The sequence below is a fragment of the Vibrio sp. KUL78 genome, assembly GCF_059725505.1.
The window spans coordinates 97,168-122,449 of record NZ_AP045838.1; the positions used below are offsets into that span (position 1 = coordinate 97,168).

At 45.4% G+C, this 25,282-nt stretch carries 19 protein-coding genes and 3 pseudogenes; 17 read left to right on the forward strand and 5 right to left on the reverse strand.

Translation table 11 applies throughout. From position 1 onward, the window contains the following. Nucleotides 1-66: 66 nt before the first annotated feature. The 3 genes from cqsA to clcA all read right to left on the reverse strand — a co-directional run bounded on the left by cqsA (nucleotide 67) and on the right by clcA (nucleotide 3,957). On the reverse strand, nucleotides 67-1,248 hold the full coding sequence (gene cqsA, locus AC6I8Y_RS17045) for an alpha-hydroxyketone-type quorum-sensing autoinducer synthase (RefSeq protein ID WP_498022335.1): 1,182 nt from the start codon (nucleotides 1,246-1,248) through the stop codon (nucleotides 67-69). A 223-nt stretch (nucleotides 1,249-1,471) separates the two neighbouring features. Beyond that, nucleotides 1,472-2,440 (reverse strand): TDT family transporter, encoded by a 969-nt coding sequence (locus AC6I8Y_RS17050; protein WP_463596592.1) that lies wholly within the window; start codon nucleotides 2,438-2,440, stop codon nucleotides 1,472-1,474. Nucleotides 2,441-2,559: 119 nt separating this feature from the next. Further along, nucleotides 2,560-3,957, reverse strand: coding sequence for a H(+)/Cl(-) exchange transporter ClcA (gene clcA, locus AC6I8Y_RS17055; protein ID WP_498022337.1), 1,398 nt, complete (start codon nucleotides 3,955-3,957; stop codon nucleotides 2,560-2,562). Between the two features lie 541 nt (nucleotides 3,958-4,498). Here clcA and AC6I8Y_RS17060 point away from each other — a divergent pair. The 12 genes and pseudogenes from AC6I8Y_RS17060 (at nucleotide 4,499) to AC6I8Y_RS17115 (ending at nucleotide 17,057) form a co-directional block, all read left to right on the forward strand. Further along, entirely contained in the window at nucleotides 4,499-5,497 is a 999-nt protein-coding gene (locus AC6I8Y_RS17060; RefSeq protein WP_498022339.1) for a CobW family GTP-binding protein, read from the forward strand. Nucleotides 5,498-5,679: 182 nt separating this feature from the next. After that, nucleotides 5,680-7,926: pseudogene (locus tag AC6I8Y_RS17065) on the forward strand (cytochrome c3 family protein). 114 nt (nucleotides 7,927-8,040) lie between these two features. Further along, nucleotides 8,041-8,620 (forward strand): annotated as a pseudogene (locus AC6I8Y_RS17070) (AAA family ATPase); the annotation flags it as partial. 98 nt (nucleotides 8,621-8,718) lie between these two features. Next, nucleotides 8,719-9,039, forward strand: a pseudogene (locus AC6I8Y_RS17075) (AAA family ATPase); the annotation flags it as partial. 18 nt (nucleotides 9,040-9,057) lie between these two features. Next, the gene (locus tag AC6I8Y_RS17080) at nucleotides 9,058-10,017 is read left to right on the forward strand and encodes a DUF58 domain-containing protein (protein ID WP_498022341.1); all 960 of its coding nucleotides are present in this window, start codon (nucleotides 9,058-9,060) and stop codon (nucleotides 10,015-10,017) included. Then, nucleotides 10,014-10,589, forward strand: coding sequence for a DUF4381 domain-containing protein (locus AC6I8Y_RS17085; RefSeq protein ID WP_498022342.1), 576 nt, complete (start codon nucleotides 10,014-10,016; stop codon nucleotides 10,587-10,589). Before AC6I8Y_RS17080 ends, AC6I8Y_RS17085 begins: the two co-directional genes overlap by 4 nt. Then, nucleotides 10,586-11,647, forward strand: a complete 1,062-nt coding sequence (locus AC6I8Y_RS17090; RefSeq protein WP_498022344.1) for a VWA domain-containing protein — start codon at nucleotides 10,586-10,588, stop codon at nucleotides 11,645-11,647. Before AC6I8Y_RS17085 ends, AC6I8Y_RS17090 begins: the two co-directional genes overlap by 4 nt. Further along, on the forward strand, nucleotides 11,644-13,326 hold the full coding sequence (locus AC6I8Y_RS17095; protein ID WP_498022346.1) for a vWA domain-containing protein: 1,683 nt from the start codon (nucleotides 11,644-11,646) through the stop codon (nucleotides 13,324-13,326). The genes AC6I8Y_RS17090 and AC6I8Y_RS17095 overlap by 4 nt, the downstream gene beginning before the upstream one ends. Further along, nucleotides 13,323-14,582: a BatD family protein gene (locus tag AC6I8Y_RS17100; protein WP_498022347.1), complete on the forward strand. Its 1,260-nt coding sequence runs from the start codon at nucleotides 13,323-13,325 to the stop codon at nucleotides 14,580-14,582. Before AC6I8Y_RS17095 ends, AC6I8Y_RS17100 begins: the two co-directional genes overlap by 4 nt. A gap of 38 nt (nucleotides 14,583-14,620) precedes the next feature. Beyond that, nucleotides 14,621-15,529 (forward strand): LysR family transcriptional regulator, encoded by a 909-nt coding sequence (locus AC6I8Y_RS17105; protein WP_252017219.1) that lies wholly within the window; start codon nucleotides 14,621-14,623, stop codon nucleotides 15,527-15,529. Between the two features lie 19 nt (nucleotides 15,530-15,548). Then, on the forward strand, nucleotides 15,549-16,505 hold the full coding sequence (locus tag AC6I8Y_RS17110; protein WP_498022349.1) for a Gfo/Idh/MocA family protein: 957 nt from the start codon (nucleotides 15,549-15,551) through the stop codon (nucleotides 16,503-16,505). 60 nt (nucleotides 16,506-16,565) lie between these two features. Next, a complete protein-coding gene (locus AC6I8Y_RS17115; protein ID WP_394150415.1) occupies nucleotides 16,566-17,057 on the forward strand; it encodes a GNAT family N-acetyltransferase in 492 nt (163 codons plus the stop codon). A gap of 27 nt (nucleotides 17,058-17,084) precedes the next feature. On the opposite strand, the gene AC6I8Y_RS17120 is transcribed toward AC6I8Y_RS17115, so the two are convergent. Continuing rightward, the gene (locus tag AC6I8Y_RS17120) at nucleotides 17,085-17,993 is read right to left on the reverse strand and encodes a LysR family transcriptional regulator (protein WP_498022350.1); all 909 of its coding nucleotides are present in this window, start codon (nucleotides 17,991-17,993) and stop codon (nucleotides 17,085-17,087) included. Nucleotides 17,994-18,113: 120 nt separating this feature from the next. Here AC6I8Y_RS17120 and AC6I8Y_RS17125 point away from each other — a divergent pair, with 120 nt between their 5' ends. The 5 genes from AC6I8Y_RS17125 (at nucleotide 18,114) to AC6I8Y_RS17145 (ending at nucleotide 23,898) form a co-directional block, all read left to right on the forward strand. Then, nucleotides 18,114-19,175: a linear amide C-N hydrolase gene (locus AC6I8Y_RS17125; RefSeq protein ID WP_394150515.1), complete on the forward strand. Its 1,062-nt coding sequence runs from the start codon at nucleotides 18,114-18,116 to the stop codon at nucleotides 19,173-19,175. A gap of 156 nt (nucleotides 19,176-19,331) precedes the next feature. Then, nucleotides 19,332-20,108: a hypothetical protein gene (locus AC6I8Y_RS17130; protein ID WP_394150418.1), complete on the forward strand. Its 777-nt coding sequence runs from the start codon at nucleotides 19,332-19,334 to the stop codon at nucleotides 20,106-20,108. Between the two features lie 411 nt (nucleotides 20,109-20,519). After that, nucleotides 20,520-20,870, forward strand: a complete 351-nt coding sequence (locus AC6I8Y_RS17135; RefSeq protein ID WP_498022351.1) for a MaoP family protein — start codon at nucleotides 20,520-20,522, stop codon at nucleotides 20,868-20,870. After that, complete coding sequence (gshB, locus tag AC6I8Y_RS17140; protein ID WP_394150420.1) at nucleotides 20,870-21,910, forward strand: glutathione synthase; 1,041 nt, start codon at nucleotides 20,870-20,872, stop codon at nucleotides 21,908-21,910. Before AC6I8Y_RS17135 ends, gshB begins: the two co-directional genes overlap by 1 nt. A gap of 2 nt (nucleotides 21,911-21,912) precedes the next feature. Next, nucleotides 21,913-23,898, forward strand: a complete 1,986-nt coding sequence (locus AC6I8Y_RS17145) for a flavohemoglobin expression-modulating QEGLA motif protein (RefSeq protein ID WP_498022353.1) — start codon at nucleotides 21,913-21,915, stop codon at nucleotides 23,896-23,898. A gap of 98 nt (nucleotides 23,899-23,996) precedes the next feature. On the opposite strand, the gene AC6I8Y_RS17150 is transcribed toward AC6I8Y_RS17145, so the two are convergent. Then, nucleotides 23,997-25,274: an NAD(P)/FAD-dependent oxidoreductase gene (locus AC6I8Y_RS17150; protein ID WP_042471283.1), complete on the reverse strand. Its 1,278-nt coding sequence runs from the start codon at nucleotides 25,272-25,274 to the stop codon at nucleotides 23,997-23,999. Nucleotides 25,275-25,282 lie beyond the last annotated feature (8 nt).

Below are 25,282 nucleotides of genomic sequence, written 5' to 3' on the forward strand. Positions count from 1 at the left end.
ACGACTGTAAAGGGACTGGATTAACAAAGAAGAAAACGCCTACATTGATGTAGGCGTTTTTATATCTTAATAGAAGATAAGGTCGTTGTTCAGCCAAGCTGATCGGCAAATCTCTATGACTTTATCGAGGTCTTGCTTTGTGTGCATCGTATTGATGGATAATCTTAGTATGTGCTTATTGTTAGGTGTCGCTGGTGGGGCAAACACTGAGCCAAACACACCGTTTTCCTCAAAGTAGTTTCTTACTTTAATCGTGTTTTCCACATCACCAGTTTCCAAGCCTATGATTTGTGATTCACTTTGAATGGCAAAGCCAATGGAACGCAGTTCCTTATTTAGGTATTGGGCGTTCTCGTTGAGTGTTTGTCGTCTCTTCTCAGAGCTTACGATGACGTCGTGTGTTTTGCTTAGTCGAGCGAGTTCGTAAGGCAGCATTGTTGAACTAAAAATTGCCGGAAAAGCGACCATTGGCACGCAATAGTTGGTTTTCTCATTGGCTAAAATAACACCAGCGCGATAGGCATATGTTTTAGCGAGACTCGCGGTAATGTAATCAACATGCTCGGTAAGCCCCAGCTCGGCAACGAGACCAGCCCCTCGTGGACCATGGGTTCCTAGCGAATGAGATTCGTCAACGACCAAGGCACAATCAAACTCGTAGGCAAGCGAAACGAGATCGACCAGTGGAGCAACCGTGCCAACGGTACTGTAAATAGAATCTACAAGAATGATTCCGCTGCCGTTTCTCGATATTTGACGTTTTAGGTGCTTGATATTGTTGTGCATAAACATATGCACCTTGGCCCCGGCAATGCGTGCCCCTTCCCACAATGAAGCATGGGCAAAGAAATCAACGTAGACGTTTGTATCTTTGTCACAGATGGCTTGCAGAAGGTTTACATTGGCAGTCCAGCCTGACTGAGCAACTAAGCAGCTTTCGAACCCAACATGACGCGCCAACTTCGATTCGAAGTCACTTTCTTTATCTTCGCCCAGTAAATAAACACCAGACATGAGTAAGCTTTCTTTGGTTTCGCGTATTCCCTGAATATGAGCTTCTTGAATTTCGTAGTGGTCATGCAAGCAAAGGTAGTCATTCGTTTGCATTACAACATCGTTGCTAGTTGGTCGACCGCCACAAACAACAGGATGATTTTCTGTATTCGAACTGATCCTGTCCGCAATAAAATGCTCATGCTTTTTAGTAATAAATTCTGGGAGAGACTTTTTAATCTGAGTTAAGTGCATAGCAGTTATTCTCTATGTAATTGAAATCATATGTCGGCCGATGCACTTATTTATTGCCGACAAACGAGCTGCTGTCATTAGTGAATATTTTATTTTTTGGTTCTGTTTGCAAAATGAACTATATTCTATGGGATTATGTTTATTTTGCTTATACCTGTTGGGGGTCTAAGTGATTGAAAACTCTACGCTCCTATCGCATTATTGATATTTGTATCACAAAATATTAGCGACTTCTACCAAGCTCAGGCCAGTACATTTTTACAAATCCGACACTCACCCAAACCACTGCTAACGTCGCTACAGTCAGTTCGAGAAATCCAAAATTATGCAGCCAGTGCCAATGTGGATGTTCGGCTTCAAAAAACGTAGTAAGCCTATGCATTGCAATCGAACTAATGACTGAGGGAAACGTAATCGCTGCTATTGAAGGTTGGAATTTGAGCTTAAGTAGTCGGAAGTAGCACAAATAGATCAGCATAGTCATTGTAATGGCGATGCCAGCTAACGCACCAGTGAGTATAGGATCAGGTTCGGGAAAATTGACTAAGTATGCAGATAATGTGAGGTTGATCGGAGCGGCCATAATGGCCAAAGTGGGTCTTGCACGTTTTCTTAGCATCCCTTCGAATACCAAACGGTATAGAACAAGCGGCAGCATAAAAAAGTAAATAGTAATACAAACCGAAGCAATAGTTTCCGAGTAAACAGTGTGCCCAAATTGTGTTCCAGCCAATGAACTACTGATTAGGCCTACTGGATAGAGAAACCAACTAGGCACTATATTCGACATTCGGAAGTTTTTTATTTGGTGGAAGAAAAATAACACAGCCATCGATACATGAAGTGTTAGCGCGGCAAACCACAGGGGATAGGCTACGATTGGCTGAATAACCGCGAGGTAGTCACATAGAATTAAAAGCGCCATGCTCATTGGCGCCATCAAACTACCGGTTAAAGGGTTCTTAATATCCGCAGAGAAGATATGTCTATTTAGCAGGTATTTGATTAATACCGGTAGCAGCAGAATAGCGCCTACTGCCGCTAATATAGGCTGAATCTGTTTACCTATTTCAGGAATATACAGTGCCCAAGCGTGCCCTAAGCCAATCATACCAAGCGCTAAAGAGGCTTGAGAAGTCGGTACATTGTGAAACTGGGTAAGACGTTTAAGGGGAGCAAAGCTTATTGTCACAGGGGGCTCTCTTGAAATTCCATATCCAATGGCTGCTTAATTTTTAGCAGTCTAGCCGTCTAATTATACATGCTTTTCTAGATCACGTAACCATGAAACATCTTACAGTATGATTAAATTCACTCTTTTCTAGGTAGATCAACTTGTTGGAGTTTTTCGTTTTTAATGGTGCGATGTAGAAGTTGGCTATAGATAGGTTGGCCACCGAGCATCTGGGCGACGATGGTAGCGCCAACCGCTGTAATGATCAAAGGCAATATCAAGTGATAGTTATTGGTCATTTCGATAACCAACAAAATTCCTGTGATTGGTGCACGCACAGTGGCAGCAAATAGTGCTCCCATTCCTGCGATAGCGAACACTCCCGGCTCTATGGGAAGCTCTGGGAAAAGGGTGTGCGCGACTAGGCCAAAAGCGTAACCAAAGGAAGTACCAAGCGCCAACATCGGCGCAAATATACCGCCAGGCGCACCGGAGCCAAAACAGATAAGCGTTGTCAGAACCCGTCCGATGAAGAGAAGTATCAAGACTTGAGCACTGAAACTCCCATTGGTTATTTCGGGGATTAAACCTATGCCTCCGCCAGTAAGTTCTGGTACATACAGCAGCAATAAGCCAAACATACCGCCGATCATTGAACCAGTGAAAAGGAAACGTTTTAGGTCGTTTTTATGAATACGGACAAACAAGTCCTGAAATACCGTCACTAGGCGATTAAACACAACTCCAAATCCACCAAACAAAGCCCCAAGTAACAGGAATAGCCATAGTATTTGCAGGTCAGGCGAGCTGTACTGCGGCATAGTAATGACCGCGTGTTGTCCATTGATGGCGCGAAAAACGATGGTGGCCGTCACCGCGGAGATCAGCACGGCTTTGATAGAGATAAGGGAGTAGCGAAAATGTGGGCGCATCTCCTCAACAACAAACATAATGCCCGCTAGAGGGGCATTGAACGCAGCGGCAAGACCACCCGCGGCACCAGAGGCCAGAAGGGTATGGCGACTATCATCGTTTTTCACCCGAAATATATCCGTCACCATACGGGCAATATTACCACCCATTTGAACGGTAGGGCCTTCACGTCCCAATACCATGCCTGAGCCGAGGGCTCCAAGACCACCAAAGAACTTTACAGGTAAAACTCGCCACCAACGAACAGGGCGCATATTATCCATCGCGCCTTCGATCTCTGGAATACCTGACCCCGCTGCTTCAGGTGCAAACTTATGGACCAAAAAATAACCGACGAACGCGAGTAAGGCACTGATAAGAAAAGCAAGTAACCATAGCGGCAAAACGGAGCCTATTTCGTCTTTTAGCCAATCCGTTCGAGTCTCAGTAACGAAATGAACACCCAGCTCAAAAAGAGTCCCGACGAGCCCAGCAAATATGCCGACCACACATGACAGAAGAAGAACTGAAATCGGGGTTTTGTCTCTAGAGAGAAATTGATTGATCGTTTCTTTTGGCACATGGGCAAGTAACGACTGTTTAATTTTCTCTCTTTTGGTCATTGTAGCAAGAACCTTTTTGGCTTAACTGATGGGTACTTAAGGTAAAATTATACGACTTCACAAAGTTGGCAACAGTGGCAAGAATGAAAAGTAGTATTTCACTATTCGCTGATACACCGAAAATGACTCGCCTAATTGAGGTTATGCATAGACCGTGTGCTTTGCTTTCCAATTTCGAACCACCGTTCAACATATGTGATGTCAGGCACACTTCAAAACTTGTAATTTATCGTTTCTGTACCATAGTTAGAGTGTAGGGTTCATATTCGACTTACATGGAGGATTCAAATCCCTACCTACAATTTGGATGTGCAACATACACATACTACTGCCTCGTATTTTATCTCAGCCGATCGATTTGGCTCAGAGATTCGCAAACTCACGATTGAGTCACGAGGGATCAAGGCGCGCGCAAAGTGCGCCTTTTGTCGTCTGCGATAAAGCAAACTCCTGAACACTTCTTGCTCTCCTCTCTATCACTCTAGAATCATTGAATAAATTGCGGTTATACTTTCCTTAAAAGCAAACACAGAGTAAGACTATGACTAATCAAGTCCCAACCAACATAATCACCGGCTTTCTAGGTGTCGGTAAGACCACAACGATACTCAATCTACTGAAAGACAAACCCGAGAATGAAAACTGGGCAGTTTTGGTCAATGAGTTTGGTGAGGTTGGCATTGACGGCGCAATGATGGCAGATGGTGGCGCCATGATTAAAGAAGTGCCAGGTGGCTGCATGTGCTGCACAGCGGGCGTTCCTATGTCTGTTGGCATCAATGCACTATTAAGACAAAAGCCAGACCGCCTGATCATCGAGCCAACAGGTTTGGGACATCCTAAGCAGGTTATTAAAACGCTGACGTCAGACCAATATGATAAGTATATTGATTTGAGAGCCACTATTGCGTTGGTTGACCCGCGTAACCTGTCAGACGAGCGACATCTAGAGAATAAAAACTTCAATGATCAACTTGCCTCGGCGGAAGTCATTATTGGCAACAAAGTCGATCAATGCACAGCAGAAGACATTGATGTCTTCAATGATTGGCTGACCGACCAAGAGCCAGCGAAAATCTTCCACAAACTGGTTAAAAATGGTGAGCTTCCCCTTGAAGTACTTGATATAGAAAGACGCGAAGTGACACAAGAGGCAGCTAAACATGAGCAACATCACGACGATCATGACCATAGCGACCTTGAACCTATATTTGAGTTGCCACCAGAAAAGCCGTATATACGTAGAGAAAACCAGGGACAAGGCTATTTTAGCTGTGGATGGATCATCGGCGAAGAACACAAGTTTGATTTCGACCAGTTATTCTCGCTGTTTAGCGATCTAAATGCTGAGCGCGTGAAGGCGGTGGTCAATACAGACAAGGGCTGCTTTGCATTCAATGTGGCTAACCGCGTGGTTTCCGTAAATCAAATGTCACTAGAGGGCTATGAATCTCGAATTGAAGTTATAGACTCGCAACTGATGCCGTGGCAAGACTTAGAATCGATACTTTTAAAGCTATGCGGCTTGAATGAGGCGTAGAGATATTTGTGAATGAAAAGAGAGGCAAAGCGCCTCTCTTTTTTTGTATAAATCTAAGCCAAATCAACTAACTCACCTTGCTCAGTGATGATTCTAGACTATTGTTATTATTGAAATAACAATAACTTGCAACAAAGCAAAGGAATGTCAGATGGGCGCAGTGGTTCGAGTGTTTAGTGTGGTTGTGATACTGCTCGCGAGCGTTACGGCACGTGGCGGTGATGGCACGATGTCGACCTCAAACAATTTAAAAGCGAGTTTTGTGGGCAGTGAAGCTTGTGTTGAGTGTCACCAAAAAGAAGTTGAGCAATGGAAAGGCTCAGACCATGAGCGAGCTATGGACCACGCAACAGTGCACAGTGTCCTAGGCGATTTCGATAACGCTGTATTTGAGTTTAAAGGCAAAGACAACCGATTCTTTAAAAAGGACGACCAATTTTGGGTCAATATCCAAGGTCCTGATGGTCAATTTCATGACTACCAAATCCAGTACACATTCGGTCATTATCCCCTTCAGCAATATATGGTCGAGTTTGATGATGGTCGCGTACAGTTAATCCCCTTTACTTGGGATTCCAGGGCTAAATCGCAGGGTGGGCAACGTTGGTATCACCTCTATCCAGAAACAACGACCAATGATGAGTTTTATTGGACTAACACCGGTCAAAACTGGAACTTCATGTGCGCCGATTGTCACTCAACGAATCTTGAGAAAAAATACGATAAAGCGACGAACCGTTATGACACAACGTGGTCAGAAATCACCGTAGGTTGTGAAGCGTGCCATGGACCAGCCAGTTTGCATGTTGCTCTCTCAAAGCAGGAAAATCCGACAAACTTCTCTCAAGATAATCATTACGGTTTTGATCGTGATTTAACCAAAGCGGTCTCGGAGTGGGTTTATCAAGAGGGCTATTCGACACTACAACCAAAGTCCATCAAAGAGACACAACAGGTTAAGGTTTGTGCTCAATGCCACAGTCGCCGTGTTCAGTTGTCAGAGCAGTATGATCACGTTCAAGGGGATCTATTTGATAGGTATCTAGTCTCAAATTTAACGCCAGAACTTTATCACTCAGATGGTCAGATCTACGACGAAGTGTATGTGTTTGGCTCATTTGAACAGTCAAAGATGGCCCAAAAAGGGTGTGACTTGTACCAATTGTCACGATCCCCATTCAGCAAAGCTCAAAATTCCAGAGGAAGCTGTTTGTGCTCAGTGTCATGTTGCCTCTGAATACACGCCAGAAAAGCATACATTCCACCAAGCAGGAACAGAGGCGAACAGATGTACAACTTGTCATATGCCAGAGACGACGTACATGGAAGTCGATCCGAGAAGAGATCATAGCTGGCACATACCTAGACCAGATATGAGTAAACACATCGGCACGCCTAATGTTTGTACTGCCTGTCATGAGGATAAAGATGCAGGCTGGGCGAGCGAAACTTTGGCTCAGTGGTTCCCTAAATCCAACTACCAAAATACTCAACACTATGGTGTAGCTTTCTATGCTGCGGATATTGGTCATCCAGCGGCTGCAGACGCGCTCTCTTACATTGCGCAAGATGTGAACCAACCATCCATTGTACGAGCGTCAGCGTTGCAACGAATGGCTGGTTTTCAAGGGCAAAACAGTTTGATCGCGTTAGGACGGGCCGTGAAAAACCAGCAATCCATGATTCGAATTGGTGCGATACAAGGCAGCGCGCCATATCCGGCTCTGCAGCGCTGGCAGATTATTTCTCCGCTCCTTGAAGATGAAGTGCTCGCCGTTCGAGCGGAAGCCGCAGGTGCTCTGGCTCAATATTGGCGAGAGTTAAACCCACTCCAAAAAGACCAACTAAATGCCCCTTTGAAAGAGTACATAGAAATTCAGGAGTACAACTCAGATCGAGGGTTTGGAAGAACCAATCTTGGCAATATCTACGCGGCACAGGGTAAAAGCCAACAAGCAATTGCAGAATACCAAGGGGCCATTGAAATAGAGCCTTATTTTGAAAATAGCTACATCAATCTTGCCGATCTCTACCGAGGACTTGGCGATGAGAAGTTGGCAGACCAAACACTCAAGCTAGGTATGAATAATCAGCCAAACTCGGCAGCCATTCATTACAGTGCCGCGCTTTCAAAACTAAGACAGGGTGATAAAGCGGCCGCCAGCCAGTTACTGGCAAAAGCCAGCGAGCTAGAGGCAAGCAATCCTCAATATTGGTTCGTATACGGCTTATCAATGGAAACTGCCAATCTGAATGTTGCGCTCAACGCGGTAGACAAAGCCTATCAACTGAGCCGAAACCCAGAGCACTTATTCTCGAAGTGCGATTTGATGCTCAAATACAAACACCAAAGCGCGCCTCAATGTTTGAGCCAGCTGTCCAAAGTTGCACCACCAGAAGTTATACAGCAGCTAAAATCACGCTATTAGGGGCCGTATAGCATTATCTCTATAACCAAAAGTTATAGAATGGCTAGGTAAAATTAAGTGCTACATTGAGGTCCATTCATTTAACGAAGACGAGCAATCAAAAGGTGTGAACCAATGAATCAAGCACAAACAGAACTTAACCGCCTGATTACAGAAGTAGGTAAGTCGGTTATCGGTCAACAACATGTGGTCACAGCGCTGGTGGTTGGCTTGATTACCAATGGACACATTTTGCTTGAGGGTTTGCCGGGCACGGCGAAAACACGCTCTATTAAATCATTGGCCGATCGCCTGAATACAAGTTTTGGGCGTATTCAGTTCACGCCAGACTTATTACCGTCCGACGTAACCGGTACTGAAATTTACCAAGATATGGATGGTAAGCCTCAGCTTCACTTCCAAGCTGGCCCAATCTTCAACAGCATTGTTCTGGCGGATGAGATCAACCGTGCACCAGCGAAAGTTCAGGCCGCCTTGTTGGAAGCAATGGCAGAAGGGACGGTGACGGTAGGGGGAGACAGCCATAAATTGCCAGAGCTTTTTATGGTTCTCGCGACACAAAACCCAATCGAACAAGAGGGTACCTATCCGTTACCTGAGGCGCAGATGGACCGCTTCATCATGAAGGTGACGGTAGATTATCCAGAGGACGAGGCAGAACGAGACATCATTCGCTTAGTGCGAAATGAAGAACGTTCAATAATGGTTGCTGCGGATTCTGAAACTACCACCTCCAATGACATTATCACTATCTCAACAGATTCGGTTTTTGCCGCAAGAAAAGAAATGCTAGAGATTGAGGTATCGGACATCGTCGAGAATTATATCGTCAGTCTCGTGATGGCGACAAGACAGCCGCAGCGCTACCCAGAATCGTCACTGTCAGATTGGATTCTCGTTGGATCTTCCCCGCGTGCGTCTATCGCTTTAGATAAATGCAGCCGCGCTTATGCTTGGTTACAGGGTCGAAACTATGTCGAGCCTGATGACGTTAGAGCGGTTGCGAACATGGTGCTCGGACACCGAATTGCGCTGTCATACAACGCGTTGGCAGAACAAGTGACTCAGCAAGATGTTGTAAACCACCTTCTTGATGTTGTTGCGATAGGCTAAGCCGCCAGAGGTACTACTATGGCTTCTAAAAACGCTAACAACCAAGATTGTCGAATTCATACCTCGTATGAGCGTTTGGTTAAGCTGCAATCACAAGTGCAAGCTTTCTCATTATTACCGCATCTCGTGGCGCAATCTCGCATGTCGGGTCGACATGGTTCACCGTTTCGTGGGCGTGGACTTAACTTTGAAGAGCTTCGCCATTACCAGCTCGGTGATGATATTCGAAATCTAGATTGGAAGGTCACGATGCGAACTGGCAAACCGCACGTGCGCACTTATACCGAAGAGAAAGACCGAAATTTTATCATCTGTGTTGACCAGCGTAGTGGTATGTATTTCTCGTCTATCGATACCATGAAGTCTGTGGTCGCTGCCGAGATCGCAGCACTGTCAGCATGGCGTATTTTGAAAGACAATGACCGAGTCGGCTTTATCATTAGCCGGTCGACACATATTGAATACTTAAAGCCGCAACGCTCGCAAAACCATCTCTTGCATGCCTTAAAACGGCTCAATGAAGCGAATAATGCGCTTGATATCTCTAGTGAAGACAGAGAAGCATCTAGCTTGTCAGCCACCATTCGTATGCTTGGTAATCTCGGGCTCAAGAACGCTACTGTCTTATTCATTAGTGATTGGTCTGGGGCGTCTGAATTCGATCTCGATAGATTGAAGTACTTACAGCAGCATAACGACATCTTAAGCGTAGTCATTTCCGATCCGCTTGAAGCGGCGTTACCAGCAGACATTCTCGACTCAGCTTCTTTGGTATTTGGGGATGGCAAATATCAGCTAAGCGTGACTGAAAAAACGAAGTTAGATAAAGCCAACCTCGGACTCAGGGAACAATCTCACCAACGTCTTGAGAGACTTGGTCAGCTAATGGCGATGAAGCGACTTCCTGTTATCGAGCTATCAACTGATGGTAAACATATCGATGCGTTTAAGCGTGCTGTGGGAGGGGTATCTTCATGAGTCAAACAGCGCCTAGTTCCTATATTCTTCGCAATATGTCAGAGGTCCCGAATCCAGATGCTATCTCTTGGCTTCCACAGACCCTAGGATGGCAAGTGCTGGCATTATTCATCGTTCTATTTGCTATCTACAAGTTCGCCATAGCCTACTGTGACCACCAGATGCAGAGTTATCGAACAGAAGCAAAGAGGGTACTCGACCAACATCGACGGTCAGAACATCTTTCGATGGTTTGTTATGACGTGCTGAAAAGTGTTCACCACTACCTATATCCAAATCAGCCTCAACAGTTTAATAAGGTTTGGTTGGGGTATTTGAGTCAACAGTCTTTAGATCAAAGCAGCAATCTAGCGACAGAACTCGGAGAAAAGTGGCTACGCTCGCTTATCTCTCAATCGGTGGTATTAACGAATGTGGAAACTCAGCAAATACATAGCGCGGTATCGCTTTGGATTGATTCTCATAAAACGCCCTCTTGGTTAAGAGAATACTGGTCACTTAAAAATACAGCTCAGCGAAAATTGAGTGGTGTTCGACGATCGCTGATTCACTTCAAGGGGGAGTCCTCATGAACTGGGAAAGCCTCTCTCTAACTTACCCAATGTGGCTGTTGCTCTTACCCTTACCGATTCTGGTTTACCGCTTAGTCCCAGCTTATAAAACCAAACAGAGTGCGATTAAGGTACCGTTTTTTAGAAGCCTCTTGGACATTCTTGGTGAAGAACCCGAGCAGGGTGCGACTCAGCTGAATCCGTCTTGGTGGCAGCGTGCAATCCTTGTTGCGTCTTGGGTTTTGTTGGTTATCGCGATGACTAAGCCCACCGTGCTTGGCGAGCCACAGACGCGCGAGAAACTCGGACGAGATGTGATGGTCGCTGTCGATCTCTCGGGTTCAATGGCAGAAATGGATTTTCTATCTCCAGATGGTCAAGCGATATCAAGACTGGATGCGGTCAAAGGTGTGCTTAAAGACTTTGTCGCTACTCGCGATGGTGATCGCCTTGGTCTGATTTTGTTTGGCGATGCCGCTTACCTGCAAACCCCATTTACTGCCGATCACGGTGTATGGCTCGCGTTGCTCAATCAAACCGAAGTCGCGATGGCAGGACAAAGTACTCACTTAGGAGATGCTATTGGCTTGGCAATCAAGGTGTTTGAACAATCGCAAGGGGAAGCGGAGCGAGAGAAAGTGGTGATTGTTCTCACTGACGGCAACGACACAGGGAGCTTTGTTGAGCCGAAAGATGCCGCGACCGTTGCCGCTGCGAAACAAGTGAGGATCCATGTGATAGCAATGGGCGATCCAGAAACCGTAGGCGAGCAAGCGTTAGATATGGAAACAATTCAAAACATCGCTAGCTCATCGGGCGGCGAAGCGTTTCAAGCGATGGACCAAGAAGCGTTGCAAAGTGCTTATCAAGCCATTGGTGAGTTAGAGCCAAAGTTATACGAAAGCACGCAATACCGCCCTAAACAAACCGTGCATCATTACTTAATTATGATTGTGGTCGTGCTTTATCTGATCGCGTTTACCACCGCCACGATTCGTCGTTCCATGTTTAACTCTGAGCCAGTGGATTTAGCCAGAAAGCAAGATGTTGCCTCTATCGAAACGGAGGGCAAATCATGAGCAGTTTAGCGATTGAGCAGTTCTTCTCTCAGTTTCATTTTATGCGTCCTTATTGGCTGTTGGCGTTTATCCCACTTGTGGTACTGCTGTTGCTTCGTTGGCGTAGAGAGTCAAAATCTGCATGGAAAACCATCATCCCAGAGCATTTACAAAAGGCATTGATCATTGGCGAGCAGGGCTGGAAAAGCCAGCTTCCCCTTAAGCTACTCAGTGCGATTCTCAGTGTTGCCATAGTGATCTGTGCGGGACCAACCTGGGAGCGCGAACCGTCACCATTTGGAGAAGACCAAGGGGCGCTCGCTATTGTGCTGGATGTCAGTACTTCTATGGAGCAAACGGATTTGCCGCCGTCGCGCTTAGAGCGTGCCAAATACAAGATCCGAGACCTTCTAGAAGCTAGAAAAGGTGGAAAAACGTCACTTATTGTCTTCGGTGGAAGTGCACATACGGCGATGCCGATGACAGAGGACAATCAAGTATTCTTGCCATTTCTCAATGCGATAACGCCAGAGGTGATTCCGGTACAAGGTAAGAGTGTCCAATCGGCAATTCCTGAGTTGCAATCTCAGTTAAAAGGCTTTCCGTCAGCATCTATTTTAATCGTCTCTGATGGCGTTTCCCAAGAAGGTATTAAGCAATATCGAGAGGCATTTAAAGATACCAGTCAGCTAGTTATGGTATTGGGTGTGGGCAACGATGCTATCCAAAGTAGTTCAGCGACTGATTGGGGGAGCTTGAAAAAGCTGGCTAGCGATACTGATGGTCGTTACTACGCGCTCACAACTGATGATAGTGACATCAACAAAATCGCATCGGATGTCGAACGTCACATGCAAATTTCAGGGGAGTCAGCGATGCCTTGGAGAGACATGGGTTACTACCTCATCTTTCCTGTGATGATTCTAGCGCTGCTATGGTTTAGAAAAGGTTGGCTGGTTCAGTGGGTGCTATTAGCGTCGTTAATCAGTCCTAATTTGATAATAAGCCAAGCTCAGGCCGAAACTGTTTCTGTGGTGGCAAAAACTGAGCAGATCACAGAACCCAAATCGAATATTGAAGAGTTTTGGGACAGCGCGAAACAGACTTGGATGAATCTATGGCTAACCCCTGAACAGCAGGGGCAGTGGTACTTCAATCAAGGCGAATTCATTAAAGCGGCGAACCATTATCAAGAGCCGATGAATAAAGGTATCGCCTTTTACTATGGGCGTGATTTCGTTTCAGCCCAATCTCAGTTTGTTCAGGTGCAGGGCGATGAACGAGCTGTCCTATATCTTGGCAACACATTGGCGAGGCAACGTGAATATCTTGCTGCAAGAAACCTTTATAAAGATCTTATGGAAAAAACCAATGACGAAGATATTGCCAATGTTGCAGCGCAAAACTACCAGGCCATGAGTGAGCTGGTGGATGAAATCAATCGTGTGAGTGAAAGCCAATCGGGTACAACCGATGGACCTGAAGAATCTATGGAGCTGGGAGATAATCCTCGAACCGCTGATGGCGCGGATGAAGAAACAGCGTCACAGTTAATGCTAAAAGAAACGCTTAATGCTAACGAAATATTGGGCAGCCAAGAATTGGCGGATAAATGGCTAAGAAAAGTGGAAGCTGATCCAAAGAACTTTTTGAGGAATAAATTCCAAATACAGCTTCGTGAACAAGGGAGTCAACAATGAAGAGCGTTAACTTCCGACTAGCTATCACTAAGTTGCAGCTGATTCTCCTCGCGGCATTGCTATCTATGTCAATGCCCGCATATGCGAACATGACGATAAATCAATTACAGCGTGAAGGCGGTGTCGAGATAAAATCTTGGCTAAGTAAAGGTGATAGCGCAGCAGAGCCTACCGCAATTCGAGAGCAGGTTATTCTCTATATTGAGGTGGCAACGCCAAGGTGGTTTACAGGCGGTACTCGTATCTCTGGTTTTGGGATGCCCGATCTGATTGTAAAACAACGTAACCAATTAGCGACCAACTACACCGAACGTAAAAATGGACAAACATGGTCGCGACAGCGCTGGGAGATAACGCTTTACCCCCAGCAGAGTGGTGAATATCGACTACCAAAAGTGCCTGTGCGCGTTCAGGTTTCAGCACAGGACGGCTCGACCGTCTCCGGTACTCTGTATACAGAACCGATGTCGTTGTTTACTTACCTTCCAGATGCGACTTTCACTCAAAATGAACCCTGGTTCTCTGCTCAAGATGTCAAAATTAATGAGTCTTGGAAGGCATCCTCGGAGGATTTAAAAGCGGGCGATAGTTTAGTCAGAACCTTGAACATCGAAGCAGCCGATACTTTATCGATACTTTTACCACCTTTAGGTGAGCAGAGTGTAGAGGGAGTAAAAGGTTATCCCAAACCAAGTGTATTGAACGATAGCCAGACCCGTGGTGTATACAAATCGAAACGTACCGACGAGGTGACGTATATTCTCACGACAGGCGGTGAGGTGACGTTCCCTGAGCAGGAGATTCGCTGGTGGGATGTGGAGTCGCAATCGGTCAAGTCTGTCACTTTAGCGGCGAAAAAAGTGCAGGTTGCTCACACTTGGCGTTCGCTGATCAATACGTATAAAACTGAACTCGTTATACTTTTTGTAGTAATGCTCGCGATAGTAACAACGTTCAAGCTAATGTACCGCTTCTACAAAACGCACCCAACACCACAGTGGTGGCAGTTGGCGAAAGCGCTACGAAGCAGAGAGTGGGCGTTAGTCAGGGCTTTAATCTATAAAAAAGGTCGTGAAGTTAGCGGAGAAGTTGAACTCAAAAAGATCCATGACGAACCTTCATGGCAGCAAGCGAGTCACAGCATCCAAAATGAAACACCAGACGCCGCGTTAAGTCGCAGAATGTGGAAAAGACTTAAGCCAAAAAGGCGCAGCGAACGTTCATCTGTACTCAAGGGTTTAGATAAGTGGCACTAGAGTACATGAGCCGAGCTGGTGAAAACGAAAAGGTCAGAATGAAAAACACCGAACTCAATCTTATTCCAGTCTTCGTTGCCATCTACGAAGAGCAAAGTTTATCCAGTGCGGCAACACGGCTTGGCATTAGCCAGCCAGCAGTGAGCAAAGCACTCAAACGTCTTCGAGAAATCTATGACGATTCTCTATTCCATCGCAATGCCAGTGGCGTAGAGCCGACAACCTTTGCCAATGATATCTACCCGGCTTTGGCAACGTCGCTCAAAAACTTCAATTCAACACTCGAAGCGTCGAGAGATTTTAATCCTAAGACCTCAACCAAGACATTCTCTATCGCCTCTGTGTCTGCTGCGAACTATGCAGTATTGCCGGAGCTACTAGTAAGGTTTGCCAAGATAGCGCCTAAGGTGTCACTCGAAGTGCATCCGCTGTTCACCGAAGACCATGAGTCCGACCTGCGCTTGCAGCGCTATGATTTAGTTATTGATAGAACGCGCACTGATGTCACTACGTTGAAGACCAAAGAGATCTTCAAAGAAACGCTTTATGTTGTCGCATCGAACGACCACCCTAGGCTGACAGGTGAGACAATCACTACCGAAGAGTATTTGGCTGAGCAACACGTTGTGATGTCTCGTTGGCACACTCGTCAAAGCTTCTTTAGCGAGAAAGACTTCCCTGAATTTGGTAAGCGTAAGATCGTGTATCGTGCACCAGGCGAAGTAGATATGTTGCCAGCCATAAGTCAGACCGAAGCCATTGGTCTGGTCACGCACTCTACGTTTACCAAGTTTTCCCAAGGACTCAACGTAAAAGCGCTGCCAATGCCATTCGGAGCGTCAGTACACGGTTTGAGCATGGTTTGGCACCCAAGCCGAAATTCGGATACGGCACATCAATGGTTAAGAACTCAAATTGCTAAGGTTGCCAGTACGCTCAATAAATAACATGAAAGGATGAAGGTTCATGATCAAATGGGGTGTGATAGGGCCGGGTAGGATTGCTCACAATTTTGCTAAAGGGATCAGTGTTACCAAAGACGCTGCTATCCACGCCGTAGCAAGCAGAAACCAACAGCGAGCCCAGCGGTTTGCGGATGAGTATCAAATAACGACTGTTTACGGAGATTATCAAGCGTTAACACAAGATCCCGTTATCGATATTATCTACATCGCGACGCCTCACGCCTTTCATTATGAACAAGCCTTGATGTGCTTGAATGCAGGCAAGCCAGTCATGTGCGAAAAAGCACTCACAATGACTGCCAAGCAGTCTGAGCATCTGCGTGAGATCTCTGTCGAGAAAGGCTTATTTATCATGGAAGCCTTTTGGTCTAAGTTCCTTCCTGTCTGGAAGCAAATCCAAATCTGGAAGCAGCAAATAGGACCAATAAAACTCGTCCAATCGAACTTCTGCTTTAAAGCTGAGCGTAACTACAGTGACCGCCTGTTTGACCCCGCGCAGGGAGGGGGAGCTCTGCATGACATTGGTATCTACAACATCGCACTATCTAATTACGTCTTCGATCAACTGCCTCTAAACTGGCAAATCACAGGTGAAGTAGGGGAAACGGGAGTCGAAGAAAGTGTCTCGGCGATTCTTGAATATGAAAATGGCGCTAGTGCGACGTTTACCTGTAGTTTCAATATCAGCACACCAAATACCATGGTCATATTCGGCGAACGTGGACGAATCGAAGTCGCAGAACCTTTTTTTGGTGCAGAGAAAGCAACGCTTGTTACTGACAAGGACACCGAAATATTTGAAGCACCGCACTTAGGTGCCGGCTTTGAGTATCAAATCGCGGAGGCGATGGAGTGTCTAAAACAAAACAAAATCCAGAGCGATAAGCATCCAATGAAAGCGACGATTGATACTTTACGTATCATTGAAGAAATGCGTAAAAAGCTCGACGTTGAGTAAAAGTACATCATTCATTGGCAAACACAACTTAAGCTATTCTTAACTCAATCCTTAAGAAATATGAGAGCCAGACAATTGATTACCGATAGCCAACTTCGTGCAATGCAACAAAACGATCTACCAGCAGTTAAATCCATCATCGATGCGAATGAAATGTTTCCCTCTGAATATATCGATGAAATGACGTCCGAGTATTTCTCTGGTGGCTCGCGAGAAGTTTGGACGGTTGCTGAGAATGAGAAGGCGGGCATTGTTGCTGTTGCTTTTTGTTCCCCAGAAAGAATGACCGAGGGGACATGGAACCTGCTGATGATTGCAGTACTGCCTGACTATCAAGGTGTTGGAATCGGGAAAGCTATGATGCAACATGCTGAGAGTCAGGTTATGGGCCAAGATGCTCGCATTTTGTTGGTCGAAACATCAGGGCTCCCGGAGTACAAAAAGACGAGGGAGTTTTATCCTAAGTGCGGATATAAGCAAGTAGCGATCATACCTGATTACTATGACGCAGGTGATGATAAGGTGGTTTTCTGGAAATCATTTCAGGATTAATTAAAAACTTGGTATGCAATGTCCATATTAGCTTGCCTTTTTAGGAGCACAAACCTGTTTAAACCACTTGCTGACAGCCTCAATACAATCTTGTTGAAGAGGTTTAATTATTGCACTCGCTGGGTAAAGTAGTACGTAGCCAAAGTGCCCAGACTGAACCGCAAATTCAACGTCTAGTGATACAAACTCGTCCTCTCTAACTCCTAGAAGGTGTTTTGGTAACAAACTAAATCCTTCCGTTTCTAATAGATCTAGCAACATTGATGGGTCGCTTATTGAGCTAATCTTCGACGATATAAGAGTTTGCTGCCCAAATTGACTTTGTTGCAAATCCTCTAATACAAACTGCCGATGAAGTTGAACCTCTGCCAAGGATAAGCCTTTGCTTTTGGCTAGAGGGGAGTTTCTGTGAACGTAATAATCGAAGGCAGGGTAGCCAAGATTGATGAAGCTGACACCAGTTTCGGGATGAACGGCTCCTTGATTAAGTGTTATAGAAAAATCCGCACTGCCATCGATGAGGTGATTCAAAGCTGTATCACGTGAACGAGAGAGCCAGTTAATCGTTGTCATTGGGTGACGTTGTCGAATCTCCCAATCAATTTGCTTAACCGCTGAGCTAGGAATGGATGCATCATGACAAATTGAAAGGCTCGTTTGCTCTCCCAGGAATAAGCTATCTGTCGCCGATTCTAACGCGTTCATCTGATAGATAATGAATTTAGATGGACGGACTAAACTTGCTCCTTGCTCTGTCAATTTAGGGAACTTCCCGCTTCGCTCGAACAGTTCTATTCCCCAATCAATCTCGAGTTCGGAAACTTGGCGATGCAGAGTAGAACGATCTTTATTTAACGCTCTTGCCGCTTTGCTAAATGAGCCTTGTTCAGCAACCGCCACAAAGGCACTAAGTTGGTCAAATGACGCTCTCGGCATATTAGAATTCTCCATTAGCAAACTAACTTATGTTGTAGATTATACAACATATGTGATTTTCACTGTTGCGATTAACTGTTTAAAGTCATTTCCAGACAATAACGTTAAGTAGGCAAAATGATGAAAACTCTTAAAAGCAAATCTGTGTTAGCCCTAGCCGCAGCCATTTCTATTGGAACAATCAGTGCAACGGCGGAAGCATGCTCTCGCATCCTATGGGAAACGGAAGATCACGGTGTATTTGTTAGTCGCACCATGGATTGGATGGAAGAGAACCAGCCAACAATCGAAGTTCGTCATGCAGGTCAAAGCTACAAAGGTCATAACTCGGAAAATGGTAAAACGTGGACATCTAAATACGCATCTATCGGAATGACGTTATATGGCATTGGTCTTGTAGATGGTTTTAATGAGGCTGGCTTCTCGGCCAATGGTCTGTTCTTAGATGAAGAATCAACTGGCAACATAGAAAGCGGTGCTGACCAGATCTCTAATGCCATATTTGTAGCTTATTTACTCGATAACTACTCGACAGTAGAGGAAGCGCTGCAAAACATTCACGATATAGAGATCCAACGTTTTGAGCACAACGGCCATTCAATGCGTGGGCACTATTCAGTTCAGGATCAAAGCGGCGATTCTGCCGTGCTCGAGTTTCTTGATGGCGGTTGGAAAATCTATCGCGGTAAACAATATGACGTGATGACGAATAGCCCAACATTTAAAGAGCACCTTGCCAACTGGGAACAAGCCAAGCCGACAACGACAGATGTGATTGATGGTGAATACCCAATCCCTGGAAACATCAACTCAGCTCAGCGATTTATCTGGAACAAGTACATGAAATCGCAACTAAAAGAGCCGACAAGTTATGTAAATGGCCTAGCAAAACTTGATAGTGTTACTTACAAAATTCCGTTGGATGCGGCAAATCGTCCAGATGCCGAAGGTGTGATGCGCGGCTACGCCACCATCTATTCGGTGGGTTACAACCTAGACCAGAAAGTAATGCAGGTTCGCTATCAATATGGCGACGCATACACCCATTTCATGGTTGACTTCGACAAGCTGAACAATGGCAAAAACTACAGCATCAAGGCGGACAGGGCTGACCTATTTGGTGATGTCACAGGCCAAGTTTCAGAACGTATTGGTGTCATGTCTCACTACCTGATCAACTAATCCCATCGAGTTCGGTTTCAAGCCGGATTCATCATTAAGCACCAAGCGATCGCAACGTTCGCATGCCGATGGTGAACAAGCAAACTCTGACATCGGCCTTCTGACAAGCAAGCAAAACTCTAGGAGGCGTTTTCGCCTCCTAATCCGGATATTTCAATGATTAAAAAACTCTTTATTCTATTAGCAGTCACTCCCTTTATCTCATTTAACACTTTTGCCGAAACCAGCGGTGAAGACATTGACCCTTCTGATCTGACCAACGTATATACTCAAGCCGCGATTATGGTGAGCGGCAACAGCAACGTAATGCCTGTTGCTATGGCCTCTGGGGGCTATGACAATGGTCATCAGTTCGCGTTTATGGCCGAAGCTAAATTCGGAAACACTGGCGATAACGGTGACAATGAATTTGGGCTTGAATATGGCTCTTCACGATTTCAGTATTTCCAAGTAGCGGATACTGGCGTCAACTTTATGCCAAGGGCTGGTCTTTCCGTAGATTACATCAACATCCGCGCTTCAGGGCTTAAATCTGATCTACTAGCCCTTGGCGGCGTTGGTGCGATCAACCACGAGTACACGCCAGGCTTTATGCTATTTCCAATCGCGAGCTATGTTTATGGCCAATTTGATGTAGGTGGCTTAAAAGATGACGTCGATGGTGTCAATGTATCTCTTGCTGCATCTATTCCATTGGGTAGCAGCGGTGCATTTATGATGATCTGGCCTGAGTACCGAAAGCTAGGTGGTAGCAGTGTTGAGACTGAGAACCTTTCGACAAAACTCATCGTCAACGCGCCGCTGACTAGTGACCGTAAATGGTGGATAAATACTAGGTTGGAGCTTGATCATTCTGACTTAAGTGTTTCAGGTATTGAGCTACAGAATCAGTGGAACTCTGATGTTTATATGGGTATTCGATACTTTTTCTAAATTGGTCGTTGGGTCGCTCTGCTGGTGTAGAGCGACCAGATTCAAGGTTGAGTATCTCTTAGTCTGTTCTACGAACCTTAAATAAAGTCATGCTAATTGTTCAATAGGTTGCTTATGAAATGGTTCTGTCACTAATAAATAACATACCCCTCATCCCTTTCTGCGGTAATTGCTCTCTGTTATCTCCATCAAATAAATGATCGAAACTTGGTCATTCAATATCCGTGCTAAATAGAGTATTTGTTTAATCGAACGCCAAAATGCAGGCATATTGGGCGGAAACGCAAGTTCAACCACTTCTATAAAAATTATTTATCTTCACGACAAAGAAAATTTCCTTTTAATTTTTCTGTAAAGAATTACCTTTCGATTCATCAAGTTTTCTCACCCATTGGTAAATTCGAGGTATCTATGACACCAACTTCAATACGCCAAGGCGCAACAAGATTCTATGACAATCTCAAATTCCCTCGCGGCTTCGCTAAATCTGGTGATTTCACTCTAGCTGAAGAAGAAATTTTGACGTTTTATGGAAAGACACTATTGAGTCTAGAAAATGGCGAACTTCAAGCAACAAATGAAGAAGAAAAACGTCTTGTGAAAGTCGCTCACTTTGAGGTGGAACCAGAATCGAAGATAGAAAAAACATGGTTTAAATATATTAACTTAGCTCGTGGTAGAAAGAAGTTTCACACCCTCAACGGGCGCAATAAGCCCGAAGCATCAGAAGACGACATAGTTGAAACACTTGAGGACGATTAATGAACATTTGCTTTCTAATGTACCCTTGGGAACGAGTATGCCCCGAGACAGATACCACTCTGCGTTTAGTTCACGAGTGCGCGTTGCGCGGCCATACGGTCGCGATTACAACAACGAGTGGTCTGACGATAAGAGATAGTACGGTATTTGGTTTCTGTCAGGTTTTAAAGAAAGGTAAAGTATCCGATAAAATTCCTACTTTCTATCGTAATGCGGACTTTCGCAAAGCTCGCCTGCCTATGGCTGGTTTCGACGTCATCTTTATGCGAGCTAACCCTCCACTGGATAACCTAGCACTAAACTTTTTAGACTCAATAAAAGATGACACGTTAATCATCAATGATCTCGAAGGTCTGCGCCTAGCGAATAACAAGCTTTACACTGCGAGTATGGGTGGCACTGCGAGCGAGTTTATCCCTGCGACACACGTCTCGAAGAACCGCGACTATTTGCAACGCGTATTGGAAGAAAGTACCAGCGAGAAAATGATACTTAAACCGCTCAATGGATATGGTGGTCATGGTGTCATCGTCATAGAGAAAAATGCCCAGCAGAACTTTAGATCTTTGCTCGACTTTTACATTGGTGAAGGTGAGACGAGTAACTACGTGATCCTGCAAGACTACATCGAAGGCGCCGAAGACGGCGACAAGCGTATCTTGATGTTAAACGGAGAGCCTATTGGCGCGATGAGGAGAGTACCTGCTTCAGGTGAAATTCGCTCAAATATTCATGCTGGTGGTACGGTAGTGAAACACACGCTCACTAAAGAAGAAAAGCGTCTATGTGCGGCGATCGGCCCCAAGTTGGTTCGCGATGGACTCTACTTCACAGGGCTCGATGTAATTGGAAGCAAGCTTGTCGAAGTTAACGTGCTGAGTCCCGGCGGCATTATGCGCATCAATAAGCTAAATCGAGTGCGTTTGCAGAGGCAAGTTATTGACTTTGTTGAGAACATTGTACATTCCAAAGATCTTCTTCAGCAGAGAAAGAGTGCATTTAGGCTTGCGGTTCAAAACGCGCACCAAATCGAGTCTTAACTATGGAAAAACTCTCTGTATCTGACGTTCTTCAGCGTATTCAAAATACCACGACTTTTCATGCTGAGGTGGAAGAGACCGGTTGTGTTTTGAAAATAGACGAGTACTTACCAGTGGTGTGTACCGCCATTCACGCAGGCGAACGTCTGCGTGAAGATTTGATAAAACATTGCCTACTGACTAAAGAGCAACGGTATTTTGAAGAAGACCCATTTACCGATGAGATGATTTCCTCTCAGCCCATTACTCTAGCTGGATTAGACTCGAGATTTGAGTACGACTTAAATCGTGCGATGTCATTGAGTACGTATTACCGCAGTGCCTGGGAGCAAAAGGTTTGGGATAAGCCTTTACCTCCAAAGCAGCGTATGAATAGCCAAGCCAAACACGCGGCGTTTTATCAGATATATTCTGCACTGATACAGAAGCTTGAGTCGATGTTTGGTCTCGTCATTGTTTTCGACATGCATTCATACAATTACAAACGCATAGAGAAGAATACTCCTGTTTTTAACGTCGGAACGTCTCAGGTTGATGGTGAGAGATGGGGTAAGACAGTCACTCGTTTCTTGCAAGAGCTGCGTAAAATCGAACTGCCAAACATACAAGTAACGGCTGAGGAAAACTCAGTGTTTGAAGGTCGTGGCTACCTTATTGCGCACACCAACGCAAATTTTGACCGTACTTTGGTACTTCCTACAGAAGTTAAAAAAGTATTCATGGAAGAAGAGAGTGGCACTCCATACCCACTCGTACTAGAAGCGTTACAATCTGGGCTTAAAGAAGCGTTTAGCCAGACCAGTGCTTACTTTCAGCGCATTTACAATAGAAAGCCCAAAGTGAGCAAGACAGACATGTTAAGCTCAGTCATCGATCCAGCGGTTTTGTCTGTTGATCGTGCTCTATACAGATTGGCTCACAAAGTAGAGACGCTAAAATATGTGACACCAACCAATATCCCAAGTGAGAAGAAGCGGTTTTTTGCCAACGTGGCTCGCTATCAACCTAACTACCGCTATCGACAGCTTCCAATCAATGCGAATGAGTTTAAGTTTCAGCTCTATAGACTTCCAATAGAGAATATTGCTGATCCTGACATGCGTCAGCTTTATGGCGACATGATTGACAAACTGAGCGAGAAAGTTGATCTACTCACGAGTGTTGGTCAAGAAAATTTTCTGTACAACAGCTTGGCTTATCATGGACGTCCCGATGAGGTCGCAGTAGCCAATGCGAAGTTTTTGATGTATGCAAAGGATATTTCATCGGCGCCGAGTGAAATGTATTCAGCATCAGAAGCGGCAGAGCAAATGAAAGTTGCGGCTACAAACTGGGGGATGAAGTGCAAAATAACGCTAACCAGCTCACTTGCAGCACGAGCGATGGTGAGTTCCGTGCCTCCGACGTTGTTTGTGAACAAGGGCGCTACGTTTACCCATGAGGAAGTACAGCGACTCATACAGCATGAGTTAGGTGTACACATGGCGACGACATACAACGCTAAGCAACAGGCCTTGAAGATCTTTCAGTTGGGCTTACCAGGCTCTACCTTTACCCAAGAGGGTATGGCTATTATGGCGGAGTATAAGGCAGGGTACATGTCTTTGGACAGGCTAAAAGACCTTTCGACTCGCGTGTTGGCTGTCGATTCGATGCTGAAGGAGCATAACTTCTACAATACTTATGCTTACCTAGTCGAGGAGCTTGGCATTCAAAAAGACGCTGCATTTATGACCACGACACGCGTTTATCGAGGAGGGGGCTTTACCAAAGATTACCTTTATCTCACAGGCTTCTTAAGTATGTTGAGGGCAGAGGAGGATAGTAACTTAAATAATCTACTGATTGGTAAATGCAGTATTAAGTATCTTGACTTGATAAGTGAAATGGTGGAAAGAGACTGGTTGACCCCTCCAAAGTATCGATTCGATGATAAAGGTGGGACGCTAGAACCGACACTAAAGTATCTTATTAACTCATTGCGCTAGAGTCAGTTTGCGCTGGAATTCAGCAGAGCTAATAACGGAAAAGTGAAAAGGGGTAAAGGTACTAGGCACCTTTGCCCCTTATTGCCTTAGGATGTTCTTTACAGAATATCTCTCACGCGATAGTAAGACATCGCCAACACCAATGCTGGTGTCTTAAATAGCCTTCCCCCAGGGAACGGCATATGCGGGATCTTATCAAAAATCGCAAAGCGTTCTGCGGTGGTTGCGACGCACTCAGCCATGAGCGTGCCTGCCATCCCCGTCGCAGCAATGCCGTGGCCGGAAAAGCCTTGGGCAAAGTAGACATTGGGTTTGAGTCGGCCAAAGTGTGGCGCGCGGTTCATGGTAATAGCGACATTACCACCCCATGCATAATCGATTTTTGCATCGGATAGTTGAGGGAATATATCTACCATGCGTCCACGCATCGCTTTTTCGAGATTAAACGGCGCCACGCCAGAATAGCTGACTCGTCCGCCAAATAGCATTCTGTGATCGCCAGAGCAGCGGAAGTAATCTAACACAAAGTTGATGTCACAAGCGGCGATGTGATCTTTCATTAGAGCACCGGTAACGTCTTCACCCAGAGGCTCGGTAGCACAAATATAGGTGCCGACGGGCATCACTTTGTTCTCTAACTTGGTCTCTAAACCGTCCATATAGGCATTACAGGCGAGGATAACGTGGTTAGCTTTTACGGTGCCGTTTTTAGTGAACAGAGTAGCCGGATCACCATGCTCGATTTTGGTCACTGCGCTGTCTTCATAAAACTCTGCGCCAGCCTGTTTGGCAGCGTTTACCAATCCAAGCGTGTAATTGAGTGGATGAAGATGGCCGCTGTTGCTATCGAACATACCAGATGTGTATTTTTGGCTTGCGATGTGGTGACGCGTCTTTTCTTGATCCCACATTTCTAGCGACTCATAGCCGTAGTTTTCGGTGAGGTCGTCATACCAAGCTTTAAGCTCTTTGTCGTGGCGAGGCTTTACGCCGACATGCACCATGCCATCTCGCCAATCACAATCAATGTTGTACTTGTTGATGTTGGATTTTGTCAGCGCTAACGCTTCAACTGAAATATCCCAGAGCTTTCTTGCATCGGATTTTCCAACTAACTTTTCCAGCGTGTCTTGCTCAGATGCCCAGCCAAAGATCGCTTGACCACCGCTTCTTCCGGATGCGCCCCAGCCAACACGATTAGCTTCTAAGACAATTACTTTAAAGCCTTTGTTGGCAAGTTCGAGTGCGGCGGTGGCTCCGGTGATGCCGGAGCCAATAACACAGACGTCGGCAATTTGATCTCCCATTAGTTTAGGAAAATCGAATTGCTGATTTCGCGATGCCGCGTAATAAGAGTCTGTGTGCTTCACTTTCATTTTGTATC

Excerpts from the sequence above, each read along its gene's own strand:
- cqsA (WP_498022335.1), bottom strand. The coding sequence starts at position 1,248 with ATGCACTTAACTCAGATTAAAAAGTCTCTCCCAGAATTTATTACTAAA.
- clcA (WP_498022337.1), bottom strand. The coding sequence starts at position 3,957 with ATGACCAAAAGAGAGAAAATTAAACAGTCGTTACTTGCCCATGTGCCA.
- AC6I8Y_RS17060 (WP_498022339.1), top strand. The coding sequence starts at position 4,499 with ATGACTAATCAAGTCCCAACCAACATAATCACCGGCTTTCTAGGTGTC.
- AC6I8Y_RS17080 (WP_498022341.1), top strand. The coding sequence starts at position 9,058 with ATGGCTTCTAAAAACGCTAACAACCAAGATTGTCGAATTCATACCTCG.
- AC6I8Y_RS17085 (WP_498022342.1), top strand. The coding sequence starts at position 10,014 with ATGAGTCAAACAGCGCCTAGTTCCTATATTCTTCGCAATATGTCAGAG.
- AC6I8Y_RS17090 (WP_498022344.1), top strand. The coding sequence starts at position 10,586 with ATGAACTGGGAAAGCCTCTCTCTAACTTACCCAATGTGGCTGTTGCTC.
- AC6I8Y_RS17095 (WP_498022346.1), top strand. The coding sequence starts at position 11,644 with ATGAGCAGTTTAGCGATTGAGCAGTTCTTCTCTCAGTTTCATTTTATG.
- AC6I8Y_RS17100 (WP_498022347.1), top strand. The coding sequence starts at position 13,323 with ATGAAGAGCGTTAACTTCCGACTAGCTATCACTAAGTTGCAGCTGATT.
- AC6I8Y_RS17105 (WP_252017219.1), top strand. The coding sequence starts at position 14,621 with ATGAAAAACACCGAACTCAATCTTATTCCAGTCTTCGTTGCCATCTAC.
- AC6I8Y_RS17110 (WP_498022349.1), top strand. The coding sequence starts at position 15,549 with ATGATCAAATGGGGTGTGATAGGGCCGGGTAGGATTGCTCACAATTTT.
- AC6I8Y_RS17115 (WP_394150415.1), top strand. The coding sequence starts at position 16,566 with ATGAGAGCCAGACAATTGATTACCGATAGCCAACTTCGTGCAATGCAA.
- AC6I8Y_RS17120 (WP_498022350.1), bottom strand. The coding sequence starts at position 17,993 with ATGCCGAGAGCGTCATTTGACCAACTTAGTGCCTTTGTGGCGGTTGCT.
- AC6I8Y_RS17125 (WP_394150515.1), top strand. The coding sequence starts at position 18,114 with ATGAAAACTCTTAAAAGCAAATCTGTGTTAGCCCTAGCCGCAGCCATT.
- AC6I8Y_RS17130 (WP_394150418.1), top strand. The coding sequence starts at position 19,332 with ATGATTAAAAAACTCTTTATTCTATTAGCAGTCACTCCCTTTATCTCA.
- AC6I8Y_RS17135 (WP_498022351.1), top strand. The coding sequence starts at position 20,520 with ATGACACCAACTTCAATACGCCAAGGCGCAACAAGATTCTATGACAAT.
- gshB (WP_394150420.1), top strand. The coding sequence starts at position 20,870 with ATGAACATTTGCTTTCTAATGTACCCTTGGGAACGAGTATGCCCCGAG.
- AC6I8Y_RS17145 (WP_498022353.1), top strand. The coding sequence starts at position 21,913 with ATGGAAAAACTCTCTGTATCTGACGTTCTTCAGCGTATTCAAAATACC.
- AC6I8Y_RS17150 (WP_042471283.1), bottom strand. The coding sequence starts at position 25,274 with ATGAAAGTGAAGCACACAGACTCTTATTACGCGGCATCGCGAAATCAG.